20 protein-coding genes are annotated in these 20,202 nt (G+C 37.9%); all 20 read right to left on the reverse strand.

The genetic code is table 11. The features are described from left to right. Window positions 1-88: 88 nt before the first annotated feature. Entirely contained in the window at window positions 89-1,249 is a 1,161-nt protein-coding gene (locus tag SanJ4206_RS04735; protein WP_003029688.1) for an ATP-grasp domain-containing protein, read from the reverse strand. Between the two features lie 19 nt (window positions 1,250-1,268). Beyond that, entirely contained in the window at window positions 1,269-2,009 is a 741-nt protein-coding gene (locus SanJ4206_RS04740; protein ID WP_003029686.1) for an esterase family protein, read from the reverse strand. A 34-nt stretch (window positions 2,010-2,043) separates the two neighbouring features. Then, entirely contained in the window at window positions 2,044-2,868 is an 825-nt protein-coding gene (locus SanJ4206_RS04745; protein WP_003029685.1) for an alpha/beta hydrolase, read from the reverse strand. A 132-nt stretch (window positions 2,869-3,000) separates the two neighbouring features. Further along, window positions 3,001-4,335 carry a methylenetetrahydrofolate--tRNA-(uracil(54)-C(5))-methyltransferase (FADH(2)-oxidizing) TrmFO gene (trmFO, locus tag SanJ4206_RS04750; protein WP_003042069.1) on the reverse strand — a complete coding sequence of 445 codons (1,335 nt, stop codon included), beginning with the start codon at window positions 4,333-4,335 and terminating at the stop codon, window positions 3,001-3,003. 174 nt (window positions 4,336-4,509) lie between these two features. Beyond that, a complete protein-coding gene (locus SanJ4206_RS04755; RefSeq protein WP_003029682.1) occupies window positions 4,510-5,007 on the reverse strand; it encodes a hypothetical protein in 498 nt (165 codons plus the stop codon). A gap of 63 nt (window positions 5,008-5,070) precedes the next feature. Continuing rightward, on the reverse strand, window positions 5,071-7,164 hold the full coding sequence (topA, locus tag SanJ4206_RS04760) for a type I DNA topoisomerase (RefSeq protein ID WP_003029680.1): 2,094 nt from the start codon (window positions 7,162-7,164) through the stop codon (window positions 5,071-5,073). 85 nt (window positions 7,165-7,249) lie between these two features. Continuing rightward, on the reverse strand, window positions 7,250-8,092 hold the full coding sequence (gene dprA, locus SanJ4206_RS04765; RefSeq protein ID WP_003042009.1) for a DNA-processing protein DprA: 843 nt from the start codon (window positions 8,090-8,092) through the stop codon (window positions 7,250-7,252). 82 nt (window positions 8,093-8,174) lie between these two features. Next, window positions 8,175-8,630, reverse strand: a complete 456-nt coding sequence (locus tag SanJ4206_RS04770) for a sugar O-acetyltransferase (protein ID WP_003029678.1) — start codon at window positions 8,628-8,630, stop codon at window positions 8,175-8,177. Continuing rightward, a complete protein-coding gene (locus SanJ4206_RS04775) occupies window positions 8,620-9,447 on the reverse strand; it encodes a PRD domain-containing protein (RefSeq protein WP_003029677.1) in 828 nt (275 codons plus the stop codon). Before SanJ4206_RS04775 ends, SanJ4206_RS04770 begins: the two co-directional genes overlap by 11 nt. Then, complete coding sequence (locus SanJ4206_RS04780; RefSeq protein WP_003029676.1) at window positions 9,444-10,226, reverse strand: ribonuclease HII; 783 nt, start codon at window positions 10,224-10,226, stop codon at window positions 9,444-9,446. Before SanJ4206_RS04780 ends, SanJ4206_RS04775 begins: the two co-directional genes overlap by 4 nt. Next, window positions 10,213-11,064: a ribosome biogenesis GTPase YlqF gene (ylqF, locus tag SanJ4206_RS04785; RefSeq protein WP_003029675.1), complete on the reverse strand. Its 852-nt coding sequence runs from the start codon at window positions 11,062-11,064 to the stop codon at window positions 10,213-10,215. Before ylqF ends, SanJ4206_RS04780 begins: the two co-directional genes overlap by 14 nt. 119 nt (window positions 11,065-11,183) lie before the next feature. Next, entirely contained in the window at window positions 11,184-12,101 is a 918-nt protein-coding gene (locus tag SanJ4206_RS04790) for an MBL fold metallo-hydrolase (protein ID WP_003029674.1), read from the reverse strand. Between the two features lie 3 nt (window positions 12,102-12,104). Beyond that, window positions 12,105-13,217, reverse strand: a complete 1,113-nt coding sequence (locus SanJ4206_RS04795) for an acyl-CoA dehydrogenase family protein (RefSeq protein ID WP_003029673.1) — start codon at window positions 13,215-13,217, stop codon at window positions 12,105-12,107. A gap of 15 nt (window positions 13,218-13,232) precedes the next feature. Continuing rightward, entirely contained in the window at window positions 13,233-14,147 is a 915-nt protein-coding gene (locus SanJ4206_RS04800) for a LysR family transcriptional regulator (protein ID WP_022525128.1), read from the reverse strand. 188 nt (window positions 14,148-14,335) lie between these two features. Continuing rightward, the gene (locus SanJ4206_RS04805; RefSeq protein WP_003029671.1) at window positions 14,336-14,989 is read right to left on the reverse strand and encodes a 3-oxoacid CoA-transferase subunit B; all 654 of its coding nucleotides are present in this window, start codon (window positions 14,987-14,989) and stop codon (window positions 14,336-14,338) included. A gap of 1 nt (window position 14,990) precedes the next feature. Beyond that, window positions 14,991-15,713: a CoA transferase subunit A gene (locus SanJ4206_RS04810; RefSeq protein WP_003024444.1), complete on the reverse strand. Its 723-nt coding sequence runs from the start codon at window positions 15,711-15,713 to the stop codon at window positions 14,991-14,993. 18 nt (window positions 15,714-15,731) lie between these two features. Then, complete coding sequence (locus SanJ4206_RS04815) at window positions 15,732-16,511, reverse strand: enoyl-CoA hydratase/isomerase family protein (RefSeq protein ID WP_003029670.1); 780 nt, start codon at window positions 16,509-16,511, stop codon at window positions 15,732-15,734. 299 nt (window positions 16,512-16,810) lie between these two features. Then, the gene (locus SanJ4206_RS04820; RefSeq protein WP_003029669.1) at window positions 16,811-17,989 is read right to left on the reverse strand and encodes an acetyl-CoA C-acetyltransferase; all 1,179 of its coding nucleotides are present in this window, start codon (window positions 17,987-17,989) and stop codon (window positions 16,811-16,813) included. Between the two features lie 15 nt (window positions 17,990-18,004). After that, window positions 18,005-18,853 carry a 3-hydroxybutyryl-CoA dehydrogenase gene (locus tag SanJ4206_RS04825; RefSeq protein WP_022525129.1) on the reverse strand — a complete coding sequence of 283 codons (849 nt, stop codon included), beginning with the start codon at window positions 18,851-18,853 and terminating at the stop codon, window positions 18,005-18,007. A 96-nt stretch (window positions 18,854-18,949) separates the two neighbouring features. After that, window positions 18,950-20,158 (reverse strand): acyl-CoA dehydrogenase FadE, encoded by a 1,209-nt coding sequence (gene fadE / locus SanJ4206_RS04830; protein ID WP_003029666.1) that lies wholly within the window; start codon window positions 20,156-20,158, stop codon window positions 18,950-18,952. Window positions 20,159-20,202 lie beyond the last annotated feature (44 nt).

A 20,202-nucleotide genomic window follows, 5' to 3' on the forward strand; every position in this document is an offset into this window, starting at 1 on the left:
CTTGAACAATTTCACAAAGAAAAATCAGCTAACCTTGCTGGCAAGCTGATTTGAATTGACTAAATAAAAATTTCACAAATGGGTATTTCTACTTTTTTCCAAAATCCTCTATCATTTGATCGATTTCCGAACGACTTGATGTTGTCAAAATATAATGAACATCTCCTTGTAAGTCTGCAAATGCCTTTGGCATGATTTTGACTGCTTTTAATTTATCGCCGTACTTTGTACGCAATTCTTCTTCTGAATACACATAATTTGATGTTGAACGGCGTGAAGTAACCAAGCCATATTGTGCTTCGACTTGAGGTTGTGGGAAGGGGTCCCCATTCACAATATCTGCATATCCACGATAAAGGTCAATGGAGTGAGCAAAGTTATACAAATCAATCGTAAAAGCACCTGCTGGACGATTATTGTATTCTATGGCAATATAATCATCTCCGTCACGGAATAATTCAATATGGAAGAAACGTTCTTTCATGCCAAACGCTTTAATAATAGCTTCCCCATATTGACGTAATTTTGGATCCATATCTTTTATAATATAATATGAGTTTTCATAATGATTCAAAACTAAGTCTAAAGGGGTATAAGCATAGTCAAAAGTCGTTGAAAACACAATATTTCCGTTTGAATCGAGTAATCCGTCAAACGTGCAAATTTGTCCAGAATCAACGAATTTTTCAAAGAAATAAACGGTTTGCTTATCCCACTCTTGTTTAAATTGTTCAACATCTTCAGTGGTTTCCAATTTATAAGTTCCGGCTGCGCCAACTCCATTATCTGGCTTCGCAATCAATGGAAGTCCAATTTTACTGACAGCCATGTCAACTGCCTGCAAGGTTTTTACAATTTGACCAGGAACGACAGGAACACCAGCTTTTTTAAAGAGCTTCTTCATTTCGGACTTAAATTTTGTCTTTTTCAAGTCTTTTGGTTTTGGTCCTACAACATTAAATTGTTCACGCAATTTTGCGTCTTGATCCAACCAATATTCATTGTGTGACTCAATGCGGTCAATTGGTCCGTGCTTGTAAAAAAGGAAAGCTACAGCACGTTTAACTTCATCGAGATTTTCTAGATTTTCCACACGAAAATATTCTGTTAAAGCATTTTTCAAAGGTTGATCTAATTGATCATAAGGCTCTTGCCCAATCCCTAAAACAGTAATTCCTTTGTTAGCAAGTTCAACGGTAAATTGTTGAAAATTTTGTGGATAATAAGGTGAAATAACGATATAATTCATAATATTGTTTCCTTTCTAATCATAGATTTAATTGACTTAGAAAATACGGCATTTGCTTGCGCCACCAAATCCAGTCATGCGAAACATCATATCCCCATTCAGCAAACCATGCAGGAATGTTCTTATGCTCGAAGGCTTCTTTTAAGGTGTAGAAAGAAGGTAGTCCATCCTGCTCCCATGCACCAAGTCCTGTACAGACAATGATATCAGCATTGCGATAGTGGTCAATAAACCAGCCATCGTTTTGATTCCAAATATAATCTGCTGGTGAATTTTGATAAATTGCTTCATCATCCAAACAATCACCAACAAAGAAGCGAGCATCGTAAACCCCGCTCAGTGCAATGACTTTATTGAAGACATCGGGGTGCTGGAGAAAGAAATTAACAGCATGATAGGCTCCCATAGAGCAACCTGTTGTCATCATCGGATCAAACCAACCTGTTTTATGCTTGATAAAAGGAATAGCTTCCTCAATGACATAGTGCTCATAAGCTCGGTGCATTTCTGCGCGGTCGTGAGGAGCTTTCCAATCAGCCAACCAGCTTTCACTATCTACACTACTCAAAGTGAAAAATTGAATTTTTCCTGTTTCGATAAACCATGAACAAGCCTCAATCATACCAAAATCTGCATATTCATTGTGACTGCCACCAGACGAAGCAAAAACGACTACAGGCATTCCAGCGTGCCCATAACGATTCACATACATTTCACGGTTTAAATGACCGCTCCAATGACTTAAAAACTCAACATGCATATAAATTCTCTCCTCATATTCTTAATTAATTTATTTACCATTTTTCGCTAAAGAAGCGAAGGCAATCAGGTAAATGCTCAGCCCAAGCCATTTCATTGTGTTCTGCCCCAGCTTGGATATGAAACAACAGATTTTCCAAATCCAAACCGCCCGCTATTAACTGACGGAAGTAGGTTACTGACGAATCAATATAAGCTTGCTTGATATTACCAGCCATCAAGGTTTTATCCGTATCATCGGCTTCTTCCGTTCCGACATAAATATAAATCCGCTGATCTGCTAATAAGTTATGGCGTTCTATATAACGATTGAACGCTTCCTGATGCAGCCAGTTTGCAGATGAGAAAACACCCAAGCAGCCAATTTGCTCTTGGTATTCAATTCCCATAAACTGCGTAATGTTTCCGCCTAAAGAAGAACCAACCATAGCCGTGTGCGCTCGGTCTGATTTGGTACGATAATGCTCGTCAACAAAGGGTTTAACAACTTCCATGACAAACTCCGCATACTCTGTCCCCTTGCCGCCAAATTGCATACCTGGAATAGTTGATTCTTGATATTTCCATGCAGAATACTCATTCATTCGATTAAAACCGTCATTGTCAATCGCCACCACAATCATTTTTTCAATGTCGGGATTTCTCTTAATCGTTGGAATGATTTTCCAAGAATGACCACTAAAAGACTCTTTGCTATAAAGGACATTTTGACCGTCATGAAAATAAACTACAGGATAGTATTTCTGAGTATCTTGCTCATAATTTCTAGGGAGTAGCACTCGAACACGGCGCTTTTGTTTGCTATAAGGCACTTCTAATGCATGTTCTCTTACTTCAAGGTAAAAATAGGATTGATTCATTATCAGAAAACTTTCTATTTTCAAAATTTTTATCTATTATATCATAAAAGTATTAAAAAAGTTAGGAATTTCCTAACTTTTTTAATACTTTTATAACAAATTATCATTATTTCTATCCTTTCCAAAAGAAAACTAGAGATTTTGATAATTTTCGATAGCTTGTAGCGCTCGTTCTGCTATTTTTTCATAGCGTTCTTTTTTGTCTCGAATGCGTGGACCGTCCAACTCCTTGATAATTCCAAAATTGACATTCATTGGCTGGAAATGCTTGCTATCAGCACGCGTGATATAATGAGGTAAGCTTCCAATAGCAGTTGCTTCTGGAAAGACCAGGGCTTCTTCTCCATTGAAAAGTCTAGCTGCATTGATACCGGCTACCAGCCCGGACGCGGCAGATTCTACATACCCTTCTACACCGGTCATCTGACCTGCAAAAAAGATATTCTCTTGTTTTTTAGACTGGAACGTCTGTGTCAGGAGATTTGGTGAATCCATGTAAGAATTGCGGTGCATAACTCCATAGCGGACAAATTCTGCATTTTCCAATCCCGGAATCATCCGAAAAACGCGCTTCTGTTCACCCCATTTTAGGTGTGTTTGGAAACCAACAATATTATAAAGGCTTCCAGCTGCATTGTCTTGACGAAGCTGAACGACTGCATAGGGTGTCTTAAATTCACCGTCACGAGGTCCTTTATAGTCATCTGGGTATTCCAAACCAACTGGCTTCATAGGACCGTAGAGCATGGTTTTTATTCCTCTTTTTGCCATCACCTCAATCGGCATACAGCCTTCAAAGTATTTTTCTTTTTCAAAGCTATTTAACGGTGCTTCCTCGGCATTTACCAAAGCGTCATGAAAAGCCATAAACTCACTCTTAGTCATAGGAGCATTGAGATAAGCAGCCTCTCCCTTGTCATAGCGAGATTTGAGGTAAACTTTCTCCATGTCAATTGTATTGACATCTACAATCGGTGCTGCTGCATCATAAAAGTAAAATCCAGCTCCACCATTTAGCTCGTGAATCTTTTCAGCGAGTGTATCACTTGTCAAAGGTCCCGTCGCAATAACAGTAATCGTATCATCAGGAATTTTGGTGATTTCCTCACGAATAACTTCGATTAAAGGGTGGTTTGTCACCTCATCAGTCACCATTTGTGAAAAGCCGTCACGGTCAACTGCTAATGCTCCTCCAGCAGGAACACGCGTAGCTTCTGCTGCTCGCATAATGATGGAATCCAAACGGCGCATTTCTTCTTTTAACAAACCAACTGCATTCGTTAGCGAATCCCCCCGTAGAGAATTCGAGCAGACTAGCTCTGCAAAATCACTAGTCTTATGTTGCGGAGTAGATTTCACTCCTCGCATTTCATACAGCTTAACAGGAATACCGCGTTTAGCAATTTGATAAGCTGCCTCGCTACCTGCAAGACCAGCTCCAATAACATTAATATAAGATTGAGACAATAGACCAATACCTCTTCGGGAGTAAACTCCCACAAATCTTTCTAATTATTCTTTACCATTATAACAGAAAAAGCCCCTACTGACGAGCGAGACTTTCTACAATGATTATGCTAGTCACTAGATAAAAACAGTTTTATCAACTGACAGTTCTTAATCAAAGAACACTTCTTCTATCTATTGATTTAAAAAGTTTTCTAAATAGGCAATTTTAGCAAAATCTTTATCATTATTTTGTTCATTTCGATAAGAATCTTGCGAAGAAGCCTGATAAATCTTGAGATACTGCTCCGCATTTGGCAAAAAATAAATTGCTCCTGCCGTTTGATGTTTCTCTAATTCATCTAAAGGAATCCCAGCAAAGTCTTCCAAAGTATTCATCCCACCGAATTCGACTGATAAATCGTCCTTTTGAAATTCATGCTCGTGCAGATCTACTAAGTGATAACCCAATCGGTTCATAATCATTTCAATCTTTTCAAAATCATAAATTCGCTCCTCATCAGGAGCCCCCCAACCTCTTGGGTCTCCCGGCACATGAATATCAATATCTCGCACTTGCCAATCTCGACCAGTTACCTGTTCAAGTCCTAATGAGCCCATAAGAAGAGGAGTGATTTCGATTTTGTTCAACTCTCTTGTAATTTTTAAAAATTCATCAAATTTCTCTTTCATACAGTTCCCTTTGCTATATGTAAAGAAAGTTTACATAAAGTAAATTATGTAAACATCTTTAATTCATTTTACTTTTTCTTCTTCATAGTCACCATTACTGCAGACAACTTGTTTGCCACCACCGCGAACCTTCTTTTCTACAAGATACTGACCACATTTCGGACAAGAGCGACCGACTGGTTTATCCCAAGAAGTAAAGTCACAATCTGGGTAGCGATTGCAGCCATAGAAAAGGCGATTGCGTTTGGTTTTACGCTCAATGATTTGCCCTTTGTGACACTTAGGACACTCTACACCGATTTCTTTGACAATCGCTTGAGTATGACGACAGTCAGGAAAATTGCTACATGCATAGAATTTACCATAGCGGCCCAATTTGATAACCATAGGACTTCCACAGACTTCACAGTCAAATCCAGCAGGTTCATCTTTGATTTGAATTTTTTCCATTTCAGTTTCTGCTTTTGCGACTTCTTTTTCAAACGGCTTATAAAATTCATCAATGACCTTTTGCCATTGCTCTTTTCCTACTTCGACATCATCTAGCTTAGCTTCCATATCAGCGGTAAATTTCACATTGACAATATCTGGGAAAAATTCAACAATCAGAGAGTTCACGATTTCTCCCAGTTCAGTTGGCTCAAAGCGCTTAGAAACTAATTTGACATAGTAGCGTTTTTGAATAGTTTCAATTGTTGGTGCATAAGTTGACGGACGACCGACACCATTTTCTTCCAATGTCTTAATCAAGGTCGCTTCAGAATAACGAGCAGGTGGTTGTGTGAAATGCTGTTCAGGATTGGTATTGACCCGTTTCACTATGTCACCCTTTTCCATATCAGGCAACATTTTATTCTTATCAGAATCGTTGTAAATAGCTAGATAACCGTCAAATTTAACTTGACTACCATTTGCAGCAAATTGAACACCGTTTTGCTCCAATTTCACACTCATAGTGTCAAATACTGCTGCAGTCATTTGACTAGCTACAAAACGATTCCAAATCAGCGTGTATAGCTTTAATTGATCTTTATCTAGATATTTCGCGATATTTTCAGGTGTGTTAAACACACTTGACGGACGAATCGCTTCATGGGCGTCTTGTGCACCAGAAGCATTTCGGACTCTACTGCCGTGTTTAGAATATTTCTCACCAAAACGATCTGTAATGAAGGTTGCAGCTTCGTTTTGAGCTACCGGACTAATACGAGTGGAGTCTGTACGCATATAGGTAATCAAACCTTGCACACCAGATCCGATATTAATTCCTTCGTAGAGCTGCTGAGCAACCATCATCGTCTTACGAGTTCGGAAATTAATTTTATTGGCAGCGTCCTGCTGCATAGATGATGTGGTATAAGGTAGCGGAGCATTGCGCTTGCGTTCCTTTTTCTCAACGCTTTCGACAGTAAATTCATCACCTTCGATATGAGAAAGAACGTTTTTTACATCATCGTTGGTAGCAAGCTTCATTTTCTTGCCATTCATGCCGTAAAAGCTTGCTTGAAATTGACGAGGTCCTTTTTTGAAAGTTCCGTCAATCGTCCAATACTCTTCTGGCTTAAAAGCATTGATTTCATTTTCACGGTCAATGATGAGCTTCAAGGCAACAGATTGCACACGTCCAGCTGACAATCCCTTTTTGACTTTTTTCCAGAGAATTGGAGAGATAGAGTACCCCACAATACGGTCAAGGACACGACGCGCTTGTTGAGCATCTACCAAATCCATGTCAATCTGGCGCGGTTCTTTAAAAGCATTTTTAACTGCATCTTTCGTGATTTCGTTGAAAACAACACGGTTTTTATCTGTCTCGTCCAAATTTAGAATATGTGCCAAATGCCAAGAAATGGCTTCTCCTTCACGGTCCGGGTCACTTGCAAGATAGACTTGTTTCGCTTTTTTAGCTTCTTTTTTCAAATCATTGATAAGAGGCCCTTTTCCGCGAATATTGATATATTCTGGCTCATAGTTGTTTTCAAAATCGATGGACATGGTAGACTTTTTCAAATCGCGAATATGTCCAACGCTGGCTAAAACCTTGTAGTTCCGCCCTAAATATTTTTCGATTGTTTTTGCTTTAGCTGGCGACTCTACAATCACCAGATTTTTTTTCATTGCTGTTTTTTTCTTTGTTTTTGTTACCAATGTAAACACCTTCTAAAAGTAATAAACCTCATAGAGTTTAAACTATTTTTTTTAAGATGTCAACTAGTAACATTCTCTTATAGGAGAACTTGTTTTAAAATTGGAATTCAGAAAGTACGTCAGCGCCTGTTGTGACGCACTTTGCACCCTCTTGAATCAAATGATGACAGCCATCACTTCTGCCGTCTAAAATTGACCCTGGAATAGCAAACACATCTCGTCCTTCTTCCATTGCGCGCTCACAAGTAATTAGACTTCCTGAGCGCATTTTGGCTTCAGCTACAATAACGCCTCTACACAAACCTGCAATAATGCGATTCCGCTCTGGAAAATGAAATTTCAATGGCTCTGATTCGGGACCATATTCACTAAGCACAAGGTGATGTTCTCCCAAATAAGATTGAAGTTTTTTATTTGCTCTTGGATAAAAAACATCTAAACCGGTTCCAATAACGGCAATCGTTCGACCGCCATTTTGCAACGCTGCCATGTGAGCTGATGTATCAATTCCGCGCGCTAAGCCGCTTACGATAACTAGCTCATTGTTTAGCTCTTTAACAATTTTTTGAACAGATTGACTGCCTGTTCGGCTACTATTGCGGCTTCCCACAACAGCTACTTTCGGTAATTTTAACAAATCCAAGTTTCCTTTATAGAAAAGTAGAACGGGTGGATTGTAAATTTCGCTCAAATCCCAAGGATACACATCATCCAAGATAGAAAAAGACGGAAATTTTTCAAATTCTTGACATAATAAATCATCATCTAGCTGCAGATATTTTTCAATGAAAAGAGCAGGATTGCGGCATTCCGAAACAACTGCCATATCTTTTACCGATAATTCTTTGTCTTGTATTTCAGCATACGAAAGAACATTGATGACCTGTTGGTTGGTCAAGCCGGCTTTTTTTAATTTATAAATATCAAAATTATCCATTTTATCATTCCTTTTACTTTCATTAATATCTTTCAAAGATACTATTCGTAAAAGAAATGAAAAAACGAGAAATTCTCGTTTTTTACATTTTATCTAATTCTTTAATAATCCGAGCTGGGTTTCCTGCTAAAACAACATTATCACCATAAGATTTGGTAACAACCGAGCCTGCTCCAACGACGACATTGTCTCCCAATGTTACTCCAGGCAAAATCGTTACGCCGCCACCTGCCCCAAACAATGCATTTTTCCCAATAGTAATCGGACAAACATCAAGCATGGTCATGTTCCAATTAGAATAAAAATTTTCTCCTAAGTGAATGTTGATACCATAATCGCAGACAAAGTTTGGTTTCATCGAAATGTTCTCACCAGTTGAACCGAACCATTCTTTTACGAGTTTACTTCTTTTTTTACCGTCCTGTTCTGCATTAAATGCGTATTGAAATTGACGAGAACGTGTTACCAATTTTCGTAATTCGGAATCTTGCGGATTGTATAATTCTCCCGCAATCATTTTTTCATATTCAGTTTTCATTGACTTTCCTTTTCATTCTTGATAAGTGAATGGTTAGATACATTTGTTCGTCATCAGACGTCTGATAATTGCGCGTTTGCTTAAGATATTGGGTAATCTTTGTTGTCGTTTCATAAGCTGACGGATACTTAATTTTCAGTAAATCAAACATGTCATTGTCGTCTAACTCCTGATGTCCGGTGTCCGTTAAAACACGTTCGCAAAAAAATTTCAGATGCGTAATAAAGCGCTGAACATAAATATCCTCGTCATCTAATGAGATCTCTAAGCTGTATTTGACGATTGTCATGATTTCTTCCATTAGCTGTGTCAAATCTTGAGCGGCTACATTGCCATTATCTAATTCAGCATTGACAATGGTCAAAGCCATAAAGCCTGCTTCATCCAAAGGTAAATCTTGTCCTAAATAGTCACCCAACAATTGATTGGCATACTTGCCAACTTCAAATTCGTCAGGGAAAAATCGCTTAATATCCCACATGAGGAAATTTTTCATAAAGAAATGATCTTGGACACGTAAAACCACACCATACAGGTGGTCAGCCATTGCTAAAAAGGCACCATCTTGCAATTTTTTATTTATTTTTGCATGTGCGTAAGTGATAATTTTATCAGCCATTTCTATGATGTCAGCAGGTAATTCCAACAATAATTCACGCTTGTTTTCTGACAAAACATACTTTTTCTCAATCAGATTATCCCGAACATCCTCTCCTGCTTTACATCCAAAAGCCAGTCCGCATCCCATCAACACTACTTCTTGGTGATTTTCTTCAGAAATGACCACATTATTATTTAAAACTTTAGAAATAATCATCCCTTGTCCTCGACTTCTTCAAGCATGGATTTAATTGGTTCAAAAGTTTTGCGATGAATAGGAGTGATTCCTTTTCGTTTCAATCCATCTAAATGATGCTGGGTTCCATAACCAACATTGTGTGTAAAGTCATAACCTGGATAAGTTAGCTCATAATCAGTCATCATGCGATCTCTCGTCACCTTGGCTACGATCGAAGCGGCCGCAATAGACAGTGAATTAGCATCTCCTTTGATGATAGACGTTTGCGAAACTTGAACATCTAACTGCATGGCATCAATCAAGAGATGTTGCGGAGAGATTTCAAGATTTCCCACAGCCTCTAACATGGCTAATTTCGTCGCTTCATAGATATTCACCTTATCAATCACTTGATTATCCTTGACACCAATACCAACTGCAACGGCTTGTTTTAGCACTTCTTGATAGATTTCTTCGTGCTTTTTCTTGGGAATTTTCTTGCTATCGTTGAGACCTTTGATTTTACAGTTTTTAGGTAAAATAACTGCTGCTGCCACAACAGGACCTGCTAAGGGACCACGACCAACCTCATCAATCCCAGCGATATATTGGCAACCAGTAGCATAAAGCTCCTTTTCATATCGTAGCATTTGCTCCAAACGACAGTCTTCGTCCAATTCAGCTTGGATTTGTTTTTTACGCTTCATAATGAGCTTGTGGACACCAGCCCGACTATCATCTCGAAATTGCTCAAAAGCAGGACTCTCTATGTCTGTTATTTCAGATAAGATTTCTTGAATCTCTTTAATTGTCGCCATGTATCTCACCTAAAGTATCCAAAGTATAACGTCCTAACTTGCCATCGCGAATATCTTTTATGAAAAGACGATAAAAGCGGTCATAGTCATCTCGAAATCCTAATTTTTGTGTCATATCCATAATGATTTCAGGTGCTTCTTCTTCCAAGTTCATTTGCTTGAACCGTTCTTGAAGCTCCTTTGGATAATGTTCTTTGAAATAATTGATTCCAAAAATAGTAACCTCATCCATTGGAAGCAAATCGTCTTTAATCGCTCCTGTTAAAGCGAGTTTCAAAGCAACTTTTTCATCTTCAAACTTAGGCCAGAGAATCCCTGGAGTATCTAAAATTTCCAAGTCCTTATTCGACTTGAGCCACTGCTGCCCTTTGGTAACACCTGGTTTATTTCCAGTCACAGCAATTTTTTTTCCGGCTAAACGATTCATCAGTGTGGATTTTCCGGCATTAGGAATCCCGATAATCATGGTTCGCAATGTTTCAATTTGGATTCCGCGCTCTTTTTGCCGAGCGATTTTCTCTTTCATCAAAGACTGAGCTGCTTCCGTGACTTTTTTTACAGTTGATTGCTCCTTAGAATTGATTGGCAAAGCCTTGACGCCTTGCTTTTCAAAATAATTTCTCCACTCCTTCGTCAAAGTCGGGTCAGCCAAATCTGCTTTATTCAAAATGAGGAGCTTAGGCTTCTCTCCCACGATTTTAGTCAGCATGGGATTTTGACTGGACAATGGTAAACGCGCGTCTACTAAAATTGTCACAAAATCCACAAATTTGATATTTTCTTGTACTTGTCTCCGAGCCTTGGACATGTGTCCCGGAAACCATTGAATAGTAGCCATGAAAACCTCTTTCTTACACTAGTTTAACATCTTCATTATACCAGAATTTTAGCTAATCCGCATTGATAAATCATGCAACAAAAAATCACCTTTCAAAAACAAAAGGCAATTTTTGAATCTTAATGATACAAAACAGGCTTTCTATCCTGCTTATCGGTAAACGGAAGTCTTGGTTCGCGAATCCGTTTCACATAATCAACAATTTCTTTTCCTTCATGGTCAAATTCCACAACAGCAAAAAATTGATCGTGGTAAAAGAAAAATTTATAATGATTTTCAAATGCTTCCTTGAGCCATTTTTCTTTTGCAATAATGGAACGCATGGGGTAATCATCTACAGCAGCGACCCATACAGGCTTGCGATGCGCGTGAGTTAAGAGCAAGTCTGCCATATGAATCATGGTTTCATTTCCTTGTTTCAGCAAAATGATACTATGACCATTGCTATGACCACCAGTATGAACCATTTGAATTTCTGGTATGACATTCAAGTATTCCGTAAATGTCTCAACTTGATGTTGAATAGGTTCCCAATTTTCTCTGAGATAAGTCCCTTTAGTCCGATTATTTGGGTTCATCATCTCGTACCATTCAATATCATTTACAAAAATCTTAGCATTGGGAAAAGTTGAAACCAACTGATGATTTTCATTTAATTTTGTCAATCCACCAGAGTGATCGTGATGCATGTGAGTCATTAACACATAAGAAATATCTTCAGGAGTCAAACCTAAAAGTTCCAAGCTCTCTTCAATTCTGCTTTCAGATAAAATCCCTAAATTTCGTCTTTGTTTATCAGATAGTTTCGCAGTGTTAAAACTTGCATCAATTAAATAATTTTTATTTTTGTATTGAATCAATATTGGATCGGTTAATTCAACCATCATGTTTTCTTCAGTTGTTGGATAATAGCGTGACCAAACAACTTTTGGTACAGGACCAAATAAAGTGCCTGCATCTGTCATTTTATCAACTCCACGTAACCAAGTTAATTTCATGTCTCTAAATTGATACTCTTGTAGAGTGAGTTCTGTCATTTCTTACTCCTTTAGCCACCTTTCGGCAATTTCTCTTCTGATAGAATTTCCAGATCTTCCATAGTTTTCAATAGTTTCTGCATCCTTTAAATAACGTTTGATATTAACCTTGTCGAATTTTTGTAAAGGACCAATTAGTCGAAGGATTTCATCGGATATCTCAATGGCAACTTTCGTCGTGTACAGTTTTATTCGAGAAACAAATTTTGTATCTTCTTCAATTTGACTAGGATAAGATGCAAAATAAGCTTCTGCAGAGCATAATTTATTATATAAATCAGCAAATTTATTTTGATGAATTTCCACATCAATCAAACGCTTTCCAAATCCTCTCTTCACCTTTGCAAATTCAATACCTTTATTGAAAGCCCCCTCAGCAACACCTAATGCAATAGCACTTAAGCCAAGTTGCATATTTTTAATGATGTTAGCAAATTGGACATCCCCGGCTAATTCGTCTCCCAATAAGGCGTTTTCCGGGAGCAAGACATTTTTCAGCGTGACTGAACTCAAAGGAAGACCTATCAAGCCCGGTTTTTCAATCTGTTCACCAATTAGCACATCCGAATCTTTTGGATCAACAATAAAGAGTCCGTACTTCTCCACCTTACCTTGTTCTTTTACTTTTGCCAAAACCAGTAGTATATCTGCAACGCTACTATTGGAAATCATCGCCTTTTTCCCTGAGAGACACCATCCCTGCTCAGTCTTTGTTGCATACGTTTCAAGATCTTCTAGCCCCTTTAGATGCTTATACTCGCAAAATCCTAATCCAGCCATGTACTGACCTTTTAGTAACTTTTCAAGATATAATTCCTTTTGCTCTGCTGTCCCAAAATTCAAAATAGAATAAATTCCATAGCAACCTTGTGTTAATAAAATAGCTGAAAGAGCAGCAAATTCATTAGCAATTTTTCGGATAAATGTGATGAAATCAGAACTTAAAGTGTGATTCTCTTCAGATAAAATGGGCAAAAATATATCCATTTCGTTCGTCAACTCATCCCATATTTCCTTTGGAAAATAAGTTGATTCATCATGTGATTTTACATAGTTTTTGATTGCTGTATTCGTATATGAATCAATCATAGCTGCTATAGTGCTAATTTTTGACATCGATTTGCTCCTTTGTTAGGTATCAAGGCTCGAAATAGGCTGATAGTAACCTTTCAAAAGTTCTTCATAAACGTATGCTTCAACTTCATTATAATTTGCTTTATACGACCTACAGAACCAGATATTAAATGGAATCGGATCTTTAAAACGAACAGCTTTAAACTTATTTTTATCCACAAAATATTCTACTGGACGAGGTAAAATAGCAATCATATCATTCTTATACGTAGACTCTGTTAAAAAATCCCATGCTGATGATAAATATGTAAAATTTGTCTCTATCTTTTTATTTTTTAATTTTTCAGCTACTAATTCATAAGTAGTAAATGATTTATTAAATGTTGCTAAATCATAAGCAGCGATGTCTTTCCATTCAAGAAATTCTTTATCTGCTAAAGGATGATTTTTATCCATATAAGCTGCATATTCATCGGCTTGTATAATATATTGCTCGTACTTTTTAGCATCTAAATTAGTCGGCTCAATCAATAAAACAAAATTTAAATCACCTTCAAGAAATTTTTGGCGTAAATCCTTACTGCCTCCCTCTACGACTTGAATATTAATGTGCGGATTATCCTTGAAAAATTTAGGAAGAGCACTAGCAAAATAAACACGCAAAATCAGAGAAGGAATGCCTAAATTAATAGTTCCTTTTTGTTTTTGCGCTTCCATATGAATCATGGATTGCATTTCTTCATGACGATTGACAATTTCCGTAGCAAAACGATAAATTTTCCCACCAGCTTCTGTCAGACTTTCTAATCTTCCATTTCTACGATTAAAAAGCTGCAGTCCTTCAGTCGCTTCAAAATTTGTGACAAATTGACTCAAAGCAGATTGACTAATATGAATTTTTTTAGCAGCAATCGAAAGATTACATCCGCATTCGACGATATTGATAAAGTAAGTCATTTGAATAATATCCATGTTCATCGTCTCCTATCTTTCAATATTTGTAATATAATTTGTCAGGAATAAAATAGCAACTGATCTTTTTAATATAGATGATCAGTTGCTAATAGGTTGATTAAAAACTTATCATCAATAAAGTTCGTTATAAGCATATAGTAACACACTTTATGGCAAACAGTAGCTATATTTGCTTGATAATTTAACTAGATAGACATTGTTTTTAAGTCATCTGATACGATTACTTCGCCCTCTGTCTTTTCAAGAACTTCTTCCAAAGAGACACCGGGAGCTAATTCTTTCAAAAGGAATTTCCCATCTTGAAAACCAAATACTGCTAATTCTGTAATGACCAAATCCAAAACTTCTTTAGCTGATAAGGGCAGTGTGCATTCTTTCAGCAGTTTTGATTTGCCGTCAACGGTAGTATGTTGAATGGCCGCGATAACCCTTTTGGCACCAACTAGAAGATCCATAGCTCCCCCCATTCCTGGAGCAAACTTGTCTGGGATAATCCAATTTGCAATACTGCCATCTTGGCTGACTTCTAACGCTCCTAAAACTGTAGCGTCAACGTGGCCTCCACGAATAATGGCAAACGACGTTTGAAGGTCAAATAAAGATGCTCCCGGTAAAAGAGTAATGGGGGCTCCACCAGAGTTGGCCAGATTCGCATTGTAGTTTTCTTTTGTTGGTGTCTCACCAAAACGAAGAGCACCATTTTCTGCTTGAAGGATAACATTCACGCCTTCAGGAATGTAATCAGCAGAAGCGTTCGGAATCCCAAAACCAAGGTTGATGACATCTCCATCTTTAAATTCAAGAGCTACACGTCTTGCAATAATTTCTTTTGATTTCATATTAATTTACCCCTGCCAATTTTTTAGTCTCTATCCAGAGGTCGCCCATCATTTTATGATGTTCTTTAGAAGTCAAGCTTTTAACAACATAGTCTACAAGAATTCCGGGAATATATACATCGTTAGGATCAATTTCCCCAACTTCAACAATTTCATTAGCTTCAACAATCACTGTATCTGCTGCAAGAGCCAGCTGCAATGAAATATTTTTAGTTGTCCCATCAATGTATAAATTGCCATATTTATCTGACTTGGTAGCCTTAATCAAAGCAACATCAATTTTCAAAGGGTCATAAACAAGATATTCTCTGCCGTTGCGAGCTACTTTTTCATAATCTTTTTCCAAAATAGTCCCAACGCCAGTCGGAGTCAAAACAGCTCCCAAACCAGCACCCGCAGCATGAAGTCGTTCAACCACGGTTCCCATTGGTGTGAATTCAACTTCCATATCGCCACTAAAATATTCATGTTGTACGGCAGCGGAAGTTCCCACATGAGCTGCGATATATTTTTTAACTTGGTGATTTTCACACAAGCGACCAACGCCAATCTCTTTACCCGGTTGTGAGGTAACAACAGATACTATTGTTAAGTTCTGTTGATTTTGTCGAACCAATTCTTCAATGAGTTCAAACGGCTCACCCACTCCAAGAAAACCTGAGATACCTACAATATCTTCAGATTTAATGTTAGAAATTGCTTCTGATAATGTTACAATTTGCATACCAATATCTCCACTTATTTACTTACGATTGAAAACAGGCTTGCGCTTTTCTACAAAAGCACGCATCCCTTCTACTTTGTCCTCTGTAGAGAATAATAATGCTTCTGCTTCAGTTTCGAGCCTGATAGCATTTTTAAGTGGAAGTTCAGAACCAACCTGAATAACATGTTTAGCTTTCTCTACTGCTAACGGTGCATTTTTCATAATTGCAGCAGCCATTTCTTCAGCTGAAGTTAACAGTTCTTCAGCTGAAACCAACTTGTTAAGAATTCCCAGTTCGTAGGCTTCTTGACCTTTCACTGTACGAGCAGTGAAAATCAATTCTTTCGTACGGCTTGTTCCAATCAAACGAGACATACGTTGAGTACCAGCGAATCCCGGAATAATGCCCAAGCCAACTTCTGGAAAGCCAACAACTGTCTTTTCAAATCCAATACGGATATCTGTCGAAAGTGCTAATTCCATTCCTCCGCCAAGTGCATACCCATTGAGCACTGCAATTGTTGGTTGACGTAAGTCAGAAAGTCGAGTAAAAGTATTGTTTGCAAATGTCATATATTCAAAAGCTTGAATTGGCGACATCACGTCCATTTCTTTAATATCAGCTCCAGCTACAAATGCCTTTTCTCCTGCCCCTGTTACAATCACAACACGGATTTCTTCACTTTGTTCAACTTGATCAAGAACATCATTCAGATCAGTTAATACTTGAGAACTCAAAGCATTTAATGCTTCAGGACGATTGATCGTAATGTAGCCGATGCTGTTTTTTACTTCTAGTAAAACAGTTTTACTCATTTTAATGCTCCTACTTATAAAATTTGAATTATTAAGTATAATGTCAACAAATACTTGAACCCAAAATGTAAGAGCTTACAATGCTATGATATCTCATTTTTCTACTCTCGTCTACTTAATCTTAATTTATAACTCTATAAGTTTAACTTATAGAGTTATAAAAAATACTAAGACTTTTTGATTTTCAAAATAAAAAAACAAATTCTACTAAGAATCATTTAAGATAAACGTCTTAGATAGAATTTGTTTGACAGAGTAAAAAAATCAAATGGTAAATTAAATTTAGTAGGTAATTATTTTTAACGTTCTACAATGACTGCTGTGCCCATTCCTCCTCCGATACAAAGAGTTGCAAGACCACGTTTAGCATCGCGTTTTTCCATTTCATGCAACAAAGTAACCAGAATACGGCAGCCTGATGCTCCAATTGGATGACCAAGTGCAATGGCTCCGCCATTGACGTTTACTTTTTCTGGGTCAAAATTCAACTCTTTTCCAACAGCACACGCTTGAGCTGCAAAGGCTTCATTGGATTCAATCAAATCAAGGTCTTCAACTGTAAAACCACCTTTTTCAAGTGCTTTACGAGAGGCATAAATTGGCCCACAACCCATGATTTTTGGATCTAAGCCCGCACTAGCATATGATTTAATAGTTGCTAAAACGGGGATGCCTAATTCTTTTGCTTTTTCTGAACTCATGACAACAACTGCTGCTGCTCCGTCATTGATACCAGAAGCATTACCAGCTGTGACAGTTCCACCTTCTTTAAAGACAGGACGCAATTTAGCCAAACCTTCTAACGAGGCATCTTTTCTTGGAAATTCATCCGTATCAAAAATAATTGGCTCACCTTTTCTTTGTGGAATAACCACTGGAACAATTTCTTCTTTGAAACGTCCAGCTTCAATAGCTGCCACAGCACGTTGTTGAGATTGCACAGCAAAAGCATCTTGAACTTCACGAGAAATATCATACTGTGCAGCAACATTTTCAGCTGTGATTCCCATGTGGAAATCATTAAAGGCGTCAGTCAGACCGTCGCGCAACATAGTATCAACAACTTTAGAGTCTCCCATACGAGAGCCCCAACGTTGATTTTGCAGCACATATGGTGCTTGGCTCATATTTTCAGCACCACCCGCTACGATGATATCAGCATCTCCACAAAGGATAGCTTGTGCAGCCAACTGAACAGTTTTAAGCCCTGAACCACATACTTTATTGACTGTGAATGCTGGAGAAGTTACAGGGATACCTGCATTGACACTCATTTGACGTGCCACGTTTTGACCAAGTCCTGCCCCTAAAACATTTCCCATAATCACTTCATCAACTTGTTCAGCCTTCAAATTTGCTCGTTCCAGCGCGCTTTTGATAACCAAACTTCCCAAATCAACAGCTGAAATATTTTTCAAACTTCCACCAAAAGAACCTAATGGTGTACGAACTGCTGATACAATAACTGCTTCTTTCATTTCTTGCTCCTTACCTTAGTATTTAAAGAAACCTTCCTTGGTCTTACGACCAAGTTTATTAGCTTCAACCATTTTTTTCAACAATGGAGCAGGACGATATTTCGGATCACCAAATCCATTATTCAACACTCCCATAATAGCCAAGCAAACATCCAAACCAATTAAATCTGCTAAAGCCAAAGGACCAATCGGATGATTAGCTCCTAGCTTCATCGCTTCATCAATTTCTTCAGCTGATGCTACTCCTTCTCCAAGAATGAAAATCGCTTCATTAATCATCGGAATCAACACTCGATTTACAACAAAACCATAAGAATCTCTAACATCAACTGCTGTTTTACCGATTTTTTCAGTCAATTCACGAACAGTTTTGACTACTTCTTCTGATGTTTGAAGTGCTTTGATCACTTCGACCAATTTCATGACAGGAGCAGGATTAAAGAAATGCATACCAATAACTCGTTCTTGATGCACTGTTGCTGCTGCAATGTCAGTAATTGACAAAGATGATGTATTGGACGCTAAAATTGTTTCTGGTGTTGTTAATTCATCTAATTGTTTAAAAATACTCAACTTAATGTCTCGGTTTTCAGTAGCTGCTTCAATAACTAACTGAACATTTTTTGCATCTTCGTATGAGGTTGAGGGAATCAACTTACTCAAAATACTATTTTTATCAGCTTCTGACAGACGCCCTTTCTCTACAGAACGTGTTAATTGCTTGGTGATATTTCCAATCCCTCTTTCAACAAATTCGTCTTTAATATCATTCAAATACACCGTAAAGCCTGATTGGGCAAAGACTTGTGCAATACCGCTTCCCATCTGACCTGATCCAATGATCATCACTTTTGAAATATTCAATTTTCTCTCCTATCTAATATTAACATTATAAAGTTTAAAATGAAAGAATAGGAACGATTGAATGATGAATACTCTTCAACCGTTCCTGCTTTGTCATTATACAAATGCACCTAAGCCAGTAATTTCACGACCAACAATCAAAGCGTTGACTTCATGAGAACCTTCATAAGTGTAAACAGCCTCAGCGTCTGCAAAGAAACGTGCAACATCGGTTTCAAGAGTAATTCCATCCCCTCCGCCTACTTCACGAGCAAGGGCAACAGTTTCGCGCATAACGAGTGAATTATGCATTTTAGCAAGGGCAGAATTTAACATTAATTCATTGCCAGCTTCTTGCATTTCAGCAAGACGAACTGAGTAAGCAATAGCTGCCACAGCGTTCGCTTGCATTCTAGCCAATTTTTCTTGAATGATTTGGAATTTAGCAACTGGACGTTTAAATTGTTGACGGTTTGTAGTATATTTCAATGCTGCAACAAACGAACCGCAAGTTATACCCATGGCAATATGAGCAACATCTGCGCGAGTAAATGTAAGAATACGAGCTACATCTTCAAAACCATTGATGTTTACCAAACGGTCTGAGTCTGGAACTTCAACATTTGTCATTGTGATATGACCATTTCGAACACAACGAAGTGCAATTTTATGTTGAATAACTTCTACATCGTAACCAGGAGCTCCTTTGCGAACGATAAAGCATTTAATTTTGCCATCTGCAACGTCACGAGCAAATACTGGAATAACATCAGCTGTATCTGAACCACCAATCCAACGTTTTTCACCGTTAATAATCCACTTGTCTCCTACACGTTCAGCAGTTGTTGCAAGTCCACCTGCAATGTCTGAACCAGAAAGTGGTTCTGTCAAAGCAAAACATCCTTGCCAATCAAATGCTGCTAATTTAGGAAGAAATTCCTTTTGTTGGCGTTCATCACCACCGAGTAAAATTGTGTTATAGCAAAGTCCACCATGCACAGTATAGAATGTAGCCATTGATGTATCAAAGCGAGCCAATTCCAAGTAAAGGAATGCGATATAAAGTTCTGATGGTTTGTAGCTGCCTTCACGTCCCTCAAACAATTTAGGATTGTTCATAATTTGAGCGCCTTTGGCAACTGCGTAAAATTGTTCAAATGGAAAATCAGGTTTTTCCCAATGTTCATTGATCACAGGGCGAAGATGCTTTTCAATCAAACGACGAGTTTCTTGCAAGACTTCTGCTTCTCCTAATGTCAAACCATCTGCATAATGGAAAAGATCTTCAGGATATAATTCACGTAAAATTTCTTCTTTGGTTGCCATAGTATGGACTCCTTTATAATAATGTTATAAGAGCGCTTTCATTT

Origin of the sequence: Streptococcus anginosus (assembly GCF_001697145.1) — a bacterium.
Lineage (GTDB): Bacteria > Bacillota > Bacilli > Lactobacillales > Streptococcaceae > Streptococcus > Streptococcus hominis.

Bases quoted from the DNA above. Each gene is read 5' to 3' on its own strand.
- SanJ4206_RS04735 (WP_003029688.1), bottom strand. From the start codon at position 1,249: ATGAATTATATCGTTATTTCACCTTATTATCCACAAAATTTTCAACAA.
- SanJ4206_RS04740 (WP_003029686.1), bottom strand. From the start codon at position 2,009: ATGCATGTTGAGTTTTTAAGTCATTGGAGCGGTCATTTAAACCGTGAA.
- SanJ4206_RS04745 (WP_003029685.1), bottom strand. From the start codon at position 2,868: ATGAATCAATCCTATTTTTACCTTGAAGTAAGAGAACATGCATTAGAA.
- SanJ4206_RS04755 (WP_003029682.1), bottom strand. From the start codon at position 5,007: ATGAAAGAGAAATTTGATGAATTTTTAAAAATTACAAGAGAGTTGAAC.
- dprA (WP_003042009.1), bottom strand. From the start codon at position 8,092: ATGGATAATTTTGATATTTATAAATTAAAAAAAGCCGGCTTGACCAAC.
- SanJ4206_RS04770 (WP_003029678.1), bottom strand. From the start codon at position 8,630: ATGAAAACTGAATATGAAAAAATGATTGCGGGAGAATTATACAATCCG.
- SanJ4206_RS04775 (WP_003029677.1), bottom strand. From the start codon at position 9,447: ATGATTATTTCTAAAGTTTTAAATAATAATGTGGTCATTTCTGAAGAA.
- SanJ4206_RS04780 (WP_003029676.1), bottom strand. From the start codon at position 10,226: ATGGCGACAATTAAAGAGATTCAAGAAATCTTATCTGAAATAACAGAC.
- ylqF (WP_003029675.1), bottom strand. From the start codon at position 11,064: ATGGCTACTATTCAATGGTTTCCGGGACACATGTCCAAGGCTCGGAGA.
- SanJ4206_RS04790 (WP_003029674.1), bottom strand. From the start codon at position 12,101: ATGACAGAACTCACTCTACAAGAGTATCAATTTAGAGACATGAAATTA.
- SanJ4206_RS04795 (WP_003029673.1), bottom strand. From the start codon at position 13,217: ATGTCAAAAATTAGCACTATAGCAGCTATGATTGATTCATATACGAAT.
- SanJ4206_RS04800 (WP_022525128.1), bottom strand. From the start codon at position 14,147: ATGGATATTATTCAAATGACTTACTTTATCAATATCGTCGAATGCGGA.
- SanJ4206_RS04805 (WP_003029671.1), bottom strand. From the start codon at position 14,989: ATGAAATCAAAAGAAATTATTGCAAGACGTGTAGCTCTTGAATTTAAA.
- SanJ4206_RS04810 (WP_003024444.1), bottom strand. From the start codon at position 15,713: ATGCAAATTGTAACATTATCAGAAGCAATTTCTAACATTAAATCTGAA.
- SanJ4206_RS04815 (WP_003029670.1), bottom strand. From the start codon at position 16,511: ATGAGTAAAACTGTTTTACTAGAAGTAAAAAACAGCATCGGCTACATT.
- SanJ4206_RS04820 (WP_003029669.1), bottom strand. From the start codon at position 17,989: ATGAAAGAAGCAGTTATTGTATCAGCAGTTCGTACACCATTAGGTTCT.
- fadE (WP_003029666.1), bottom strand. From the start codon at position 20,158: ATGGCAACCAAAGAAGAAATTTTACGTGAATTATATCCTGAAGATCTT.